General features: G+C 70.3%; 7 protein-coding genes and 1 pseudogene. 4 read left to right on the forward strand and 4 right to left on the reverse strand.

What is annotated here, in order from left to right:
* Window positions 1-93 precede the first annotated feature (93 nt).
* A complete protein-coding gene (locus tag MXD95_RS22565; protein ID WP_250642702.1) occupies window positions 94-3669 on the forward strand; it encodes a pyruvate carboxylase in 3576 nt (1191 codons plus the stop codon).
* Between the two features lie 227 nt (window positions 3670-3896).
* On the opposite strand, the gene MXD95_RS22570 is transcribed toward MXD95_RS22565, so the two are convergent.
* The 4 genes and pseudogenes from MXD95_RS22570 to MXD95_RS22585 form a co-directional block, all read right to left on the reverse strand.
* Window positions 3897-5267 (reverse strand): bifunctional glycosyltransferase family 2/GtrA family protein, encoded by a 1371-nt coding sequence (locus MXD95_RS22570; RefSeq protein ID WP_250642703.1) that lies wholly within the window; start codon window positions 5265-5267, stop codon window positions 3897-3899.
* Between the two features lie 242 nt (window positions 5268-5509).
* On the reverse strand, window positions 5510-7975 hold the full coding sequence (locus MXD95_RS22575) for an ArnT family glycosyltransferase (protein ID WP_250642704.1): 2466 nt from the start codon (window positions 7973-7975) through the stop codon (window positions 5510-5512).
* Between the two features lie 73 nt (window positions 7976-8048).
* Window positions 8049-9854 (reverse strand): sensor histidine kinase, encoded by a 1806-nt coding sequence (locus MXD95_RS22580; protein WP_250642705.1) that lies wholly within the window; start codon window positions 9852-9854, stop codon window positions 8049-8051.
* A gap of 272 nt (window positions 9855-10126) precedes the next feature.
* A pseudogene (locus MXD95_RS22585) lies at window positions 10127-10813 on the reverse strand (response regulator transcription factor); the annotation flags it as partial.
* A gap of 146 nt (window positions 10814-10959) precedes the next feature.
* On the opposite strand from MXD95_RS22585, the gene MXD95_RS22590 reads away from it, so the two are divergent.
* The 3 genes from MXD95_RS22590 to MXD95_RS22600 all read left to right on the forward strand — a co-directional run bounded on the left by MXD95_RS22590 (window position 10960) and on the right by MXD95_RS22600 (window position 14399).
* Entirely contained in the window at window positions 10960-12306 is a 1347-nt protein-coding gene (locus tag MXD95_RS22590; protein ID WP_480024012.1) for a phosphorothioated DNA-binding restriction endonuclease family protein, read from the forward strand.
* 638 nt (window positions 12307-12944) lie between these two features.
* Window positions 12945-13463, forward strand: a complete 519-nt coding sequence (locus MXD95_RS22595; RefSeq protein WP_250642707.1) for a hypothetical protein — start codon at window positions 12945-12947, stop codon at window positions 13461-13463.
* Window positions 13464-13640: 177 nt separating this feature from the next.
* Window positions 13641-14399 (forward strand): dienelactone hydrolase family protein, encoded by a 759-nt coding sequence (locus MXD95_RS22600; RefSeq protein WP_250642708.1) that lies wholly within the window; start codon window positions 13641-13643, stop codon window positions 14397-14399.
* The last annotated feature ends 94 nt before the right edge of the window (window positions 14400-14493 follow it).

Below are 14493 nucleotides of genomic sequence, written 5' to 3' on the forward strand. Positions count from 1 at the left end.
CCCGGAACCCGGAATATGGCGAAGGTCACGTTGCTTTGGCGCGTGTACGTGCCTCGCCCTCACAATGGTGCGCACCCGTCCGAGGAGGCGCGTGTGCGCAAGGTCCTGGTCGCCAATCGAAGTGAGATCGCTGTCCGTGTTTTTCGCGCTGCCCAGGAACTGGGCCTGCGCACGGTCGCGGTCTATACCCCGGAGGACGTGTCCGCCCTCCACCGCACAAAAGCGTCCGAGGCCTATGAGATCGGTGTTCCGGGTCATCCCGTGCGGGGTTATCTGGACATCGATGCTCTGTTGACTGTTGCGAAGCAGGCTGAGGCTGACGCTTTGCATCCGGGTTACGGCTTTCTGTCCGAGTCGGCGGTGCTGGCGGAGGCGTGCGCGGCGGCGGGGGTGACGTTCGTCGGACCGCCGCCGTCGGTGTTGCGGCTGACCGGGGACAAGGTGGCGGCGCGCGATGCCGCGTTGGCGGCCGGACTGCCGGTGCTGCGGGCGTCGGCGCCGCTGCCGGATGGTGCGGGAGCGGCCGAGGCAGCCGAGGTGGTGGGATTTCCGCTGTTCGTGAAGGCGTCGGCCGGTGGTGGCGGGCGGGGTCTGCGGCGGGTGGAGCGGGCGGTGGATCTCGCGGACGCGGTGGAAAGCGCGTCGCGGGAGGCGGCGGCGGCGTTCGGGGACGGCACGGTGTTCCTGGAGCAGGCGGTGACCCGTCCGCGGCACATCGAGGTGCAGGTGTTCGCCGACTCCTACGGCGATATCGTACACCTGTTCGAACGCGACTGTTCGGTGCAGCGGCGCCATCAGAAGGTGGTCGAGATCGCGCCGGCTCCCCGGCTGGACGAGGCGGTGCGGGCGAGTATCTGCGCGGATGCGGTGCGATTCGCCCGACATGTCGGCTATGTCAATGCGGGTACCGTCGAGTTTTTGCTCGGCGTGGACGGCTCGTACACGTTCATGGAGATGAACCCGCGGATTCAGGTGGAGCACACGGTCACCGAGGAGGTGACCGGCGTCGATCTCGTGGCCGGCCAGCTGCGCGTCGCCGACGGCGAGAGCCTCACCGATCTGAACCTGGGCCAGGACCGGATCGCGCTGCGCGGGACCGCCATCCAGTGCCGGGTGACCACCGAGGACCCGGCTGATGGTTTCCGGCCCGATACCGGCACGATCAGCTTCTACCAGTCCCCGGGCGGCCCCGGGGTCCGCCTCGATGGCGCGACGTACGCGGGTGCGGAGATCAGCCCGTATTTCGATTCGCTGTTGGTGAAGCTGACCAGCCGTGGCAGCACGTTGGAGAAGGCGGCCCGCCGCGCCCGTCGGGCGCTGGGCGAGTTCCGGATCCGCGGTGTCCGCACCAACATCGACTTTCTCGGGATGCTGCTCGCCGACCCCGCCTTCCTCGAGGGCGGGGTCAGCACGTCGTTCATCGACGAGCGCCCCGAGCTGCTGATGCCCGGCCACGGCACCGACCGCACCAGTCGCATGCTCGCCCGCCTGGCCGAGAGCACCGTCAACGGCCTGCGTCGCCCGGCCGGTCCGCTGGTCGACCCGCGCACGGTCCTGCCCGAGCTGCCGCTGGAGCCGGCGGGCCCGGGACGGGTGGCGTTCGGCCCCGGCGCGCTGATCAGTCTGGGCCACGGCCACAGTTCTGGTCACCACGGCAGTTCTGGTCACCACGGCGCCGCGTCCGCGGCTACCGGCCCCGGTGCCATCTCGGCCGGTGGTGTCGGCGGCCTGGGGCCGATCACGCCGGCCGGTGGTCTGAGCCTGGGGATGACGGTGCCCACAGGGTCGCGTCAGCTTCTCGCGGAGCTGGGCCCGGCCGGTTGGGCGGCGCGGTTGCGTGCCCAGGATGCGCTCGCGGTGACGGACACGACGTTGCGGGACGCGCACCAGTCGCTGCTCGCCACCCGGCTGCGTAGCTTCGACATCCTCGCCGCGGCGCCCGCGTTCGCGGCGCTCACCCCGAACCTGCTGAGCCTCGAGGCATGGGGTGGGGCGACCTACGACGTGGCGCTGCGGTTCCTCGCCGAGGACCCGTGGGAACGCCTCGCCGCGCTGCGTTCGGCGGCGCCGAACATGTGCCTCCAGATGCTGCTGCGTGGCCGCAACGCCGTGGGCTACACCCCCTACCCCGACGACGTGGTGCGCACGTTCGTCGCGGAGGCGGCGGCCACCGGCGTCGACATCTTCCGGATCTTCGACGCGCTCAACGACATCGCGCAGATGCGCCCGGCGATCGACGCCGTGCTCGCGACCGGCACGGCGGTCGCCGAGGGCACCCTGTGCTACACCGGCGACCTGTCCAACCCCGGCGAGCAGATCTACACCCTCGACTACTATCTGCGTCTCGCCGACCAGCTCGCCACGGCCGGCGTCCACACTCTCGCGATCAAGGACATGGCCGGACTGCTGCGCCCGACCGCCGCGGCCACGCTGGTGGCCGCGTTGCGGGAGCGGTTCGACCTGCCCGTCCATCTGCACACCCACGACACCGCCGGTGGGCAGCTCGCGACCCTGCTCGCCGCGTCGGCGGCCGGAGTGGACGCCGTCGACGCGGCGGCGGCGCCCATGTCGGGCGGCACCAGCCAGGTGAACATGTCGGCGCTGGTCGCCGCCACCGATCACACTCCCCGCGCCACCGGCATCGACCTCGGCGCGCTGTCGTCGATGGAGGCCTACTGGGAGGCGGTACGCGACCTGTACGGGCCGTTCGAAGCGGGCCTGCGCGCGCCGACCGGGGCCGTCTACCGCCACGAGATCCCCGGCGGGCAGCTCACCAACCTGCGCCAACAGGCCATCTCGCTTGGCCTCGGAGATCGCTGGCCGGCCGTGCAGGAGGCCTACGCGGTCGCGAACGACCTGCTTGGCAAACCCATCAAGGTGACACCCACCAGCAAGGTCGTCGGTGACCTGGCGCTGTTCCTCGTCGGCGGCGGCATCGACGTCGACCTGCTGCGCGAACACCCCGAACGCTTCGACCTGCCCGCCAGCGTCCTGGGCTACCTGGCCGGCGAACTCGGCACCCCACCAGCCGGCTTCGCCGAACCGTTCCGCGAGCGAGCCCTCGCCGGCCGCCACCCCGAACCGCCCTCGGCCACCCTGAACACCGCCGACACCACCGAACTCGACGCCGGTGGCGCCCGCCGCAGGGCCGCCCTGTCCCGGCTGCTGTTCCCCGGCCCCTGGAAGGACTACCTCAACGCCACCGAAGCCTACGGCGACACCTCCATCATCCCCACCGAGGGCTACCTCTACGGACTGCGCCCCGGCATCCCACTCGCCGTCACCCTCGAACCCGGCGTGGAGATCATCGTCGAGCTGGAAACCCTGTCCGAACCCGACGACGCGGCCATGCGCACCCTGTACCTACGCGTCAACGGCCAACCCCGCCCCGTACGGGCCCGCGACACCTCCATCACCGCCACAACCACCGCCGCCCGCCGCGCCGACCCCACCAACCCCAACCACATCGGCGCCGGCCTACCCGGCATCGTCACCTTCACCGTCAACATCGGCGACACCATCACCACCGGCCAGAAACTCGCCGTCATCGAGGCCATGAAAATGGAGGCCGCCGTCACCAGCCCCACCACCGGCACCATCACCGAACTCGTCCGCACCAGCGGCGACTCCGTCGAAGTCGGCGACCTTCTCCTCACCCTGAACCCCTGACCTTGAGCCTGCGCCCCTCTTTCGGCGCTGGCCCGGCGAAGGTGCAAGCCTTCGCCGGGCCAGCGCCGCGACGATGGTCACCGACCTGGCGTTAGAGGGCAGGCCTGGGTCGATCGTGGCGTAGTTTCCAGCCCGCGCGCTGATCGAGTATCGGAGTGGTCGCACAGGTTGCTCTCCCTTGCCGCGGTCGCAGACACCCGGCGGACCGCAACCCGACCCGCTCTCGATCACGCAGACCCTGGTCGAGGGCGGAAGACCCAGGCGCGCATCAGCAGGAAGCGGATGACGGTGGACAGCAGGTTCGCGAGGACCAGGACGGTGACCTCCAGGCCGCGTCCCGGGTGGCTGCTACCGGCGTGCAACAGGGCGAGGGAGCCACTGGTCAGGGCGAGGCCGATGGCGAAGACGACCAGGCCCTGCAGGTGGTGGCGGCCGGCCTGTTCGGGACCGGTGAGACCGAAGGTCAGGCGGCGGTTGGCGGCCGTGTTCGCCACCGCGGTGATCAGCAGGGCGAGCAGGTTCGCGGCCTGGGCGCCGGTGGCGGTCCGGAGCAGGACGAAGAGGAGGAGATAGGCCAGGGTGCTGGCGACGCCGATCGCGGCGAAACGCATCAGCTGCCTGGGCATCCCGCGTGGCACGCCCGGAATCTGCACTCCGCCTCCCGCTTGCGCCGTCCCAATGTTCTGCGCACCGAGGGCCGCGCCACCGAGGGCACTGCCGGCGGTGGCGGTCAGCGGTCCGCGGCCGAATTCGCGGCGCAGGTCGGCGAGCGGCAACGCGCCGGTGCCCAGCGCCCGCAGCAGTCGGGCGACACCCTTGAGGTCGGCGACCGCGGTGGCGACCACGTCGACGCGGCTGTCCGGGTCGTCGACCCAGTCGACCGGCACCTCGTGGATGCGCATGCCCGACCGTTCGGCAAGGACGAGCAGCTCGGTGTCGAAGAACCAGCCGGTGTCCTCGACCAGGGGCAGCAGGGCGGCCGCCGCGTCCGACCGGATCGCCTTGAAGCCGCATTGGGCGTCGGAGAAGCGGGCGGCCAGCGTCCCGCGCAGGATCATGTTGTAGCAGCGGGAGATCACCTCGCGGCGCGGCCCCCGCACCACCCGCGACGCCCGGGACAACCGGGTGCCGATCGCCAGCTCCGAGTGCCCGGTGATCAGCGGTGCGACCAGCGGCAGCAGCGCGGCGAGGTCGGTGGACAGGTCGACATCCATGTAGGCGAGCACCGGCGCGGAGGACTCGCTCCACGCGGCCCGCAGCGCCCGGCCGCGTCCCTTGGCGTCCAGGTGGAACGCCCGCACCCCGGGCAGCTCCTCCTGCAGCGCCAGGGCGATGCCCAGGGTGTCGTCGGTGCTGGCGTTGTCCGCCACAGTGATCTGAAAGGGATAGGGGAAGCTGTCGCGCAGGTGCGCGTACAGCCTGCGGACGCAGAGTGCGAGGTCGTTCTCCTCGTTGTGGACCGGGACGACGACGTCCAGGACGGGTACGGGCCGGCCGTCGTCGTCCACAGGTGCCTGGGTGGCCAGCGTCCGCTCGCCGGCAACGCGCTGCACGGGGGCGGAGGCTCCGGTCGCCGGGGATCGCATCGACGTCGTCATGACACTCACTCTCGGTCGGCGAGCTGTGCCACCCGTGTGCCGATCCTGTGGGGCACCTGTGAAACAACCTCCGGCCTACCCAGCCGGGTACCCCCAATGGGCAGGCGGTGCGGTGTCGGTTGGAAACGGAAACCGGCCGTGCGCTCCAGCCTGAGCGGGGAGGTGGGCTGTGGAGCACACGGCCGGTGTGAGGGCCGGTCTGTCAGGCAGGCAGATCGCCCGGGGGCCGCAGGACCGGCAGGTCAGGTGGCCTGCGCGGTGGAGGTGGTGGAGGACGAGGTGGTCGTGCTCGTCTTCGGGGCGGTCAGGTCGTAGAGGGTGACGCCGCCGACGGTCTTGGCGGTGAAGGTGGCCTCGATCCAGCTGGCGATCGAACGGGAGTCGCTGCTGCCACCCATGGACTGGCCGAAGCCGCTGCCGCCGATGAAGTAGTGGATCTTCTTCTCGCTGACGTACTGCTTGAACTGCGCGAGCGTCGGCGACGGGTCGCTGCCGTTGAAGCCGCCGATCGGCATCACCGGCTCACGCGTGGCGAGCTGGTAGCCGGCGGCACTGTTCGAGCCGACCGCCGCGGCGACCCAGGTGTACGTGCCGGCGTCCTGCTTGAGCGCGTCGATGATCGCCTGGCTCGGCTTCGTCGCGCCCAGCAGGCCGCCCATGCCGCCGCCCCGACTCATCCCGCCGCCCCGACTCATCCCGCCGCCAGCGCCGGTGCCGCCCTGACCTGCGGTGCCACCCTGGCCCGGAGTGATGGCGCCGTTCTGACCGGGCAGTGCGCCGGCGCCGCCCTGCCCGCCGGTGCCGCCCCCGAAGCCCTGGAAGCCGCCGCCGGCCCGGAGGCCACCCTGGCCGAGCCGTCCGAACTGGCCGCCGCCGTTGCCACGGCGCATGAAGCCACCGGGCCCGCCGAAACCCGCGCCGGCGGGGCCGGCCGAGGGGATCGATCCGGTGTGCGCGGTGCCGGCAGTGGCGATCGTGTACGCGCCTGGGCCGAGCAGGCCGGCGACCAGCGTCAGCGTGGCCACCCCGACCGCGGCGCGCCGGGGCAGCCGCACCGAGGCGAGGAAGCCGAGGGCGGCGATGATCCCGGTGATCAGCACGGCGTAGCGAATCCACGGGTGCCAGGCCGGGGTGCGGTCGAGCAGGTGGAACGTCCACCAGGTGGTCACGCCGATGGCGGCGGCGCCGGCGATCGCGGCGGCCGGGTGGTGGCGCTGGTGCCAGAGCAGCACCGCTCCCATGCCGATCACGGCGCCGATCGCCGGGGCGAGCGCGACGGTGTAGTACGGATGGAAGATTCCCTGCATCTCACTGAAGACGATCCCCGTGACGAGCAGCCAGCCGCCCCACAGGACGAGCGAGGCCCGCAGGCGATCCGTCCGCGGTGCCCGTCGGGTGATCCACAACCCGGCGGCCAGCAGGATCAGTGCGGCCGGGAGCAGCCAGGAGATCTGACCGCCGACCTCACTGTTGAACATCCGCAGCAGGCCGGCCTCCCCCCACATGCCACCACCGCGTCCGCCGCCTCTGCCACCGCCCGGGAAGGTGAACGTGCCACCGCCGGTGCCGGCGCCGCCGCCGGGCAGGGTTCCGGCCGCCCCACCGGCCGCCCCCCCGATGCCCGTGCCCACACCAGCGGTGCCACGGAAGCCGCCGCCACCCCCGCCGACGCTGCCGGTCTCGTTACCCGTGAGCCGCCCCAGGCCGTTGTAGCCCAGGGTGAGCTCCAGCAGGCTGTTGTGCTGTGAACCACCGATGTAGGGCCGGGACGACGTCGGGACGAGCTCGACGATCGCGATGTACAGACCGGAGGGAATCAGCAGGCCCAGCCCGCCGGCAAGCGTCTGGCGGACCCGGCGCCAGAGCCCGGTCGGGGCGAACGCCAGGTACACCAGGGCGAACACCGGCACGACGACCAGCGCCTGCAGCAGCTTCGTCAGGAACGCGAAGCTGACGAACACCCCGGCCAGAACCATCCATTTGGTGCTGGCCTGTTCAACCGCCCGCAGCGTCGCGTACGCGGCGCCGATGAGCAGCAGAACGAGCAGCGCGTCCGGGTTGTTGAACTTGAACATCACCGCGGCGATCGGGGTGAGCGCCAGGACCAGCCCGGCGATGAGCCCCGCCGCCGCGCCCGAGCACCGGCGCACCGTCTTGTAGAGCAGCCCGACGGACGCCACGCCCATCAACGCCTCGGGGACCAGGATGCTCCAGGAGTTCAACCCGAAGATCCGCACCGAGATATCCATGATCCAAAGGGAGGCCGGCGGCTTGTCGACGGTGATCGAGTTCCCGGCGTCCGAGGAGCCATAGAAGAACGCCTTCCAGCTCACCGACCCGGCCTGCGCCGCCGCCGAGTAGAAGGCGTTCGCCCAGCCGGAGGCGCTGAGATCCCACAGGTACAGCACGGCCGTGCCGATGAGCAGCACCGCCAGGGCCGGCCGGACCCAGCGCGGATCGGGCCCGGCATCGGGAACCGTCGTAACGCTGGGCTGACCCGCCTCACCAGCGCCGGCCCCAGCGCCGGCCTCGGCGCCGGCCCCAGCGCCGGCCCCAGCGCCGGCCCCAGCGCCGGCCCCGGCCTCCGTCGGTGCGTCATGGTCGAGTGGTCTGGCGGAACCCGTCCTGGTCCACGGCATCCTGCGACGGCGCCCGGGGGCACGCCGACCCCGCGCATCGGGGATCGGGTCGGTGAGAGTCGACGACATGGGAATCACCCTGCGCCACCGACCTTTTGGCTCCTTGTGCCTTACCTGTGGGCAACCTGTGAAGGCCGTCGTTTCAGGAGTAGCGGGTCTGGCCGGCTGGCAGGACCGGGGGTGCGGTGACCGGCGGCGGGATCGGCTGGGTGCGCCTGGTCCCGTCCATCGGCAGGCGGTCCGCCGCCAGGGCCTCCACCGGGATGTTCACGGGGGCGGCCGGAGCGGTTGGGTCTGCGGGGCTGTCCATCAGGTCGGCGGGCGAGCGCGGGAGGCGGACGACGAAGGCCGTGCGTCCGGGAATGCTGGTCGCCTGGACGTGGCCGTGGTGGGCCTCGACGACGGCGGCGACGATCGCGAGGCCGAGGCCGGTGCTGCCGGCGGCGCGGGAGCGGGAGCTGTCCCCGCGGGCGAACCGTTCGAACACCTGGGGGAGCAGTTCGGGGGCGATGCCGGGGCCGTCGTCCTCGACGGAGATGACGGCGTCGGTGGTGGTCGCGGCGAGGCTTGCCGTCACCCGGGTGCCAGGCGGGGTGTGGGAGCGGGCGTTGGCCAGCAGGTTCGCGAGGACCTGGTGCAGCCGGGCGGCGTCCCCGGTGACGGTGACGGGCTCCTCGGGCAGGTCCAGGGCGAAGCGGTGGTCGGGCGCGGCGACATGCGCGTCGCTGACGGTGTGGACGATGAGGCGGGACAGGTCCACCGGCTCGTGCTCGAGCGGGCGGCCCGAGTCGATCCGGGCGAGCAGCAGCAGGTCGGAGACCAGGGATGTCATCCGGGCGCTCTCGGACTCGACCCGGCTCATCGCGTAGGTGACGTCCGCCGGGACGGGCTCGTGGGTGCGCCGGGTGAGCTCCGCGTAGCCGCTGATCGCGGCGAGCGGGGTGCGCAGTTCGTGGCTGACGTCGGCGAGGAACTGCCGCATCCGCGTCTCGCTGGCGTGCCGAACGGCGAGCGCGTTGCCGATATGGCCGAGCATCCGGTTGAGCGCCGCCCCGACCTGGCCGACCTCGGTGCGCGGATCCGTGTCGACCTCGGGGACGCGTACGGACAGTGCCACCTCGCCGCGGTCGAGCGGCATCTCCGCGACCCGGGAGGCCGTCGCGGCGACCCGGCGCAGCGGGCGCAGCGTGACTCGGATGATGATCGTCCCAGCGACCGCCGTGGCCGCCACCCCGGCGAGGGCGACGACGCCACCGATCAGCACCATCTTGGTCAGCGTGGCGTTGACCTGCTTCATGGGCAGCGCGGTGACCATGACCGTGCCGTCCGGATGGGCGATGGCGACCACGCGGTACTCGTCATTGCCGATGCCGCGGGTGTGCGCGCTGTCGTCCTGCGGGACCGCGGCGATGGCCGTCGCCTGGCTGGTGGAGATCCAGCGGATGGTGTTGGACGGCGAGTCGTAGGTCGCGCCGTAGATGCCGGTGTCGTCCACGAGTGCGACGAGGGTGCCCGGTTCGACCGGGCCGCGGAAGAAACCGGTCACCAGCGTGGAGTTGCCCTGGCCGTACAGGGCGCTGCGCATGGTCGCGGCGGTGTCGGTGGCCGTCGCCGGGGCGGTCGAGACAGCGGTGACGGTTGCCTGATGGCTGGTGCTGGCACTCGTCCCCGACGTGGTGCCGGTACCTGATCCGCTGTCCGAAGCGCCGCCCGGCAGCGAACCTGAACCGGGCTGGAGATCGGAGTCACCGCTGCTCCCACCAGGCAGCGGGCTGGGGTACTGGCCAGTGAACTGAAGCTGGCGGTTCCAACGGTCGCTGGCGTTCATCAGCCGCCGGTCAAGCTGGTTGATGAGGACACCACGCAGCCCCACCGCGGTCACGAAGACGATCGCCAGGGACACCGTCGCCAGCAGCACCGTGAGCAGGGCGATCAGTCGGGTGCGCAACGACCATCGGGACGGTGAGACCCTGCGCCCATGCCCATGCCCGTGCCCGTGCCCGTCGTCCGCGGTGGACCGAGGCCTCGGTGAGGAGCCCGGAGTCAGGTCGGGATGCGCGGCGGTAACCATCGGAGCGGCTCCGGTCAGCTCGGCCGGCCCGCGCCGCCGATCACCGACGCGGACGCGGCCGGCACGATTGACGCCGGGGCCGCCATCGTCGTGGGAGCGGCGGGGGCAGTGGTAGTGATACTGGCGGGCGGCCCGGGGGCTGCCCGCTCGGCCGGGCGCAGCACATAGCCGGCACCACGCATGGTGTGGATCATCGGCGGACGTCCGGCGTCGATCTTCTTGCGGAGATAGGAGACGTACAGCTCGACCACATTGGCCTGGCCGCCGAAGTCGTAGTTCCAGACCCGGTCGAGGATCTGCGCCTTGCTGAGCACGCGGCGCGGATTGCGCATGAAGAAGCGGAGCAGCTCGAACTCGGTGGCGGTCAGGTGCACGGGCACCCCCCCACGCTCCACCTCGCGGCTCTCCTCGTCCATGGCCAGGTCACCGACGACGAGCCGCGCCCCCTGCAAAGCCTCCGCGCTGCGCGCCGCCCGCCGCATCAGCCCCCGCAGCCGCGCTACCAGCTCCTCGAGACTGAACGGCTTCGTGACATAGTCGTCGCCTCCCGCCGTCAGCCCCGCGACCCGATCCTCGACGGCATCACGCGCGGTGAGGAACAGCACCGGGACGTCCGGGCTCTCCGCCCGCAGCCGCCGCAGCACCTCCAGCCCGTCCATGTCCGGCAGCATGATGTCGAGCACGACCGCGTCCGGCCGGAACTCACGCGCCAGCCGCAGCGCGGTGCGACCATCCCCCGCGCTGCGCACCTCCCACCCCTCGTAGCGCAGCGCCATCGACAGCAGCTCCGCGAGAGTCGTCTCGTCATCCACCACGAGTACCCGCACCGGTTGCATACCGGACACCTTCCCCCACCTACCTGGCCGCCACCTGAGCCCTCGCTGTGAACTTCCTGTGAGGCGCCGGTGTGGGTGGCGAGCAAGCAGTCCTCCATGCCTGGCCCGGTCCAGCTCACGGGGAAGAGTGACCATAATGTTGCATAGTGCAAATAGACGAAGCTTTGGACGCGTTGGGCCGGTTGCGGCGCGGGTCCGATCAAGGGCACCCGCTACCGCATCAGCCCTTGACGCTGCTGTGGGCGGTCAACCGTATGAATACGGGTGTTCGGCTGATCAAGTGGTCGGCGGTGCGTGACGAACTTGAAGCTGCGCTGATCGCCAGCGGCGCCGGCAATAACCTGCCCGCGCCCGAGTACCCCGTTGTGGCGCTGCGCCACTCGCCGCTGTGGGAGATTCGGGCTTCGTCCACAGTCCCTCCGGCGGACGGATCGCTGCCGCGTCGGTGGCTGGATGACGAGGATCCTGAGCTTGGCCTCTCTGATCCTGCCTTCGACCTCCTGACGGACGAATCGTCCCGCAGTCGATTTATCGCGGCGCTCCACTCGATGATTTCCGGGGCGAACCTTCCTGTTTCGAACAGTGCGCCGGACAGTTATTGGATCATCGATCTCGGTATCGAGCTGCGCCGTGGATCTGTGCACGATAAGTATGGTGGTAGCCGGCAGTCTGGAATTTCACCATCCGCGCGAACTCCGAATATTCTACTTTTCACCGATCCAGTGAGAGGGAGGAGTCATGGATATTTTGACGGTTGGGGTGATGATGGGGCGTTCCATTACACCGGCACGGGTAAAACTGGCGATCAAAAGATGTCTGGGGACAACGAGGCTGTCGCACGGTATCGGGCGACGGGACGTCAGCTTCGACTTTTCCGGGTCACGCGGAAGGGCTGGGTCCGATACATCGGATGCTTCGGGCTCGACCCGGTTAGGCCCTGGTACACAAGTAGAGCTCCTTCCACGGGCGGTGGGCCACTCCGATCCGTGATCGTCTTCCGGTTGCAGCCGGAAGCAGAGGTAGATTACGGCGAGTTTGCGCTCCCGGGAAGCGCCGATATGCTCAGCCGAGTGGTGTCAATCCCACTGGAAAAAGTTCACGCCGACGAATATTTCATCTCGCGCTCGACGGCGGCAAAGGCGGAGCGTCGCGAAGGTCTCCTCGTTCACGAATACGCAGATTATCTGCGTTCGCTCGGCCATAATGTTGACCGACTGCAGATCCTCCCCCCGGGGGTGGCGGGCCCGCTGCTCACCGATCTTTATGATGAGACGGCGGGGGATTTGATAGAAGCGAAGAGTGTGACGTCGCGTGATGCAATTCGACTCGCCGTTGGGCAGCTATTTGACTATCGGCGATTCATCGATCCACTGCCGCGGTTGAATATTCTGGTTCCTTCGAGGCCGCACGCGGACCTGCTCGATTTCTGTGCGAGCGTGAACGTGAGAGTTATCTGGAAGGCTAAGCGCCCCGAGATTTGGGCGCACAGCTAACTGCGGAGCGCGGGCTGATGGCAGGCATCCAGTCGGACACGTTCCTCGGGGGCGGAGTCCCGCTTCGCCGCCGAGCGGCAGGCTTTGGCGTGTCTGCCACCGCCGCGTCGAGCCCTCCCACGGCGGTCGGTGGGACGGGGCTGGGGGTCCATCCGCTGGCCACCAGTCCGTTGCCCGTGGCCGACCGGCACGGGCTCGCCATCGATGTCTCGCCCGATAGGGCCATCGTCTGGGTGGACGACATGGTCTGTTGCACCCGGCCGGGCGCGGGGCGGGGTGGCCGATTCGGGGGTGTCGGAGTCGGCCTCGGTCGTGGTCATGATCGACCAGGCCTGGCCGATCATGACCAGTTTGTCGGTCCCGGCTGGCCCACAGGTGTGTCCCGATCGGGCCAGCGTGCGGATTCGTGTGTGACGGTGTCGATCTCATTGCCGAAGGCGACGATGGCGTAGGCCAGCTGGTACCTGGGTGACAGTCCGAACTGCCCGGGAGCACGGTGTGATCTGTCGTGAGGGTGACCACCAAACTGCCCCCCAAGTGAGGGTTCATCCGGCCAAAATGGGTACGTGCACCACATGGTTCGACGTCGTCGTCCTCAGTCAGCCCGTCACCGTGCGCGCCGCGCGGCGCGGCGGGTCGTGCTGCCCACCGCCACCTTTGCCACCGCGGGAATCCTCACGGTGGGGACCGCCTTCGCCTGTACCGGCTCCACGTCCCCGGCGCCTATCCGGGTGTCCAGCGTGGCGCGGTCCGGGGGTGTGGCAGTGGCGAGTCCCGTGCGGGCGGCCGACACCCTCTCTCCCTCGCCCGAAGACACCAGTGCCATCGCGCGGGCGGTGAAGTCCAGCGAGTACACCTCGGCCGTCCCCGCGGATGACTACGAGGTGACCGGCACGGTCCTCGCCGCCAGCGACCCGACCTGGGCCTATACCGAACTGAACCCGACCGTCGAGGACTATGACCGCGCCGAGGGGGTGCTGCACCACACCACTGGCGGCTGGCAGCTCGTCCAGCTCGGCACCTACGAGCTGGGCTGCGGCGTCGCCCCGGCGGACGTCCTCGATGACTTCGGCCTTGAGTGCCCGCCGCCCGGCACCGACGCCGCGGGTGCCACCACCCCTGACGCCGCCGCTGCCACCGAGGGCACCCCCGCGTAGCGAAGCCGTCCGGCCCTCGGCCGGCGCGCCGCGCGGCGTGCTGCGGCGTCTCCGCGGGGCGTCGGTGTATGTGGCTCGGGGATAGGAGATGCTTGTCCGGCTAAGCGTCCCTCAGGCATTCCGCGCGGGATCTTCCGGCATGGAATGCGGGACCCCGACCAGCCGGAGGAGAATCGCGTGCCAGTCACCGAGCTCGACATCCACACCCCCGACGGCGTGATGGACGTCCACCTGCACACGCCGGCCGCCCCAGGCACCGGCTCCGGCGCTGGGCCCCTGCCGGTGGTCCTGCTCTACCCGGACGCGGGTGGAGTGCGGCCGGTCATGCATGACATGGCGGAGCGGCTCGCGGCCGACGGGTATGCGGTGGCGCTCATCAACTACTTCTACCGCTCGGGCCGAGTCTCGTTCGACCTGGCGACCGCTTTCTCCGACCCGACGGAGCGGGAGAAGCTCATGGCGATGATGAAGCTGGCGGACCCGCCGAGTGTCATGCGCGACAGCGAGCTCGTGCTCGACGCTCTGGCGGGGCGAGACGACCTGCGCGCCGACCAGGTCGGTGCGTTCGGCTACTGTCGCGGCGGACTGATGGCCTTCACCCTCGCAGGCTGGCTGCCCGAGCGGATCGCCGCCGCCGCGTCCGTCCACGGCGGCGGCATCGCCACCGACGACCCGTCCAGCCCGCACCACAGGGCCGAGGCCATCCGCGCCGCGCTGTATTTCGGCGTCGCCGCGAACGACCGTTCCTGCACCCCGGAGCAGCAGGAGCTGCTGGTCACGGCCCTGGACAAGGCCGGCATCCGCTATGAGCTCGAGCATTACGACGCCGGGCACGGTTTCGCCGTCGCTGATCATCCGGGCGTCTACGACCCAGCGGCCGCCGCGCACCACTGGACCAAACTCACCGAGCTGTTCGCCCGCGAGCTCCCTCGCTGACGCCGCGGCCACCCGCGCCGGCTATCCCTGCGGCACCACTTACCTACCCCTGCGGCCGTAGGGCGGACGGCAGCGGTGTCGGGGGCTCGGCGCG

The organism is Frankia sp. AiPa1, assembly GCF_023243075.1.
Lineage (GTDB): Bacteria > Actinomycetota > Actinomycetes > Frankiales > Frankiaceae > Frankia.